The following is a 244-nucleotide window of genomic DNA, read 5'->3' as shown; positions in this document are numbered from 1 at the left end:
GTTTCGTAGCGCGCGAAAGCCTCGGGATTGCCGTCGTCGAGCAGCGTGAGCACTTCGCCTTCGGGCGTGAGCGCAATGAGCTTCTCGTTGAGGATCAGCGTGATCCAGAGATTGCCGTGCGCGTCGAACGCGAAGCCGTCGGGAAAGCCGCCGAGATCGGGCGGCCCGTAGATCTCGCGATCGGTGAGCGAGCCGTCGTCCTGCACGCGCAGACGCGAAATGCGGCGCGCGTTGGTTTCGACCA

At 64.8% G+C, this 244-nt stretch carries 1 protein-coding gene; it reads right to left on the bottom strand.

The features are described from left to right. The coding region (locus SB772_RS44620) for an SMP-30/gluconolactonase/LRE family protein (protein WP_410839104.1) at positions 1-244 on the bottom strand (244 nt) is incomplete at both ends.

The organism is Paraburkholderia sp. SIMBA_030, assembly GCF_046535245.1.
In the GTDB taxonomy this organism is placed as follows: Bacteria; Pseudomonadota; Gammaproteobacteria; order Burkholderiales; family Burkholderiaceae; genus Paraburkholderia.
Note: the sequence above shows the minus strand (reverse complement) of the source record. Positions and strands in the feature narration are given on the sequence as shown.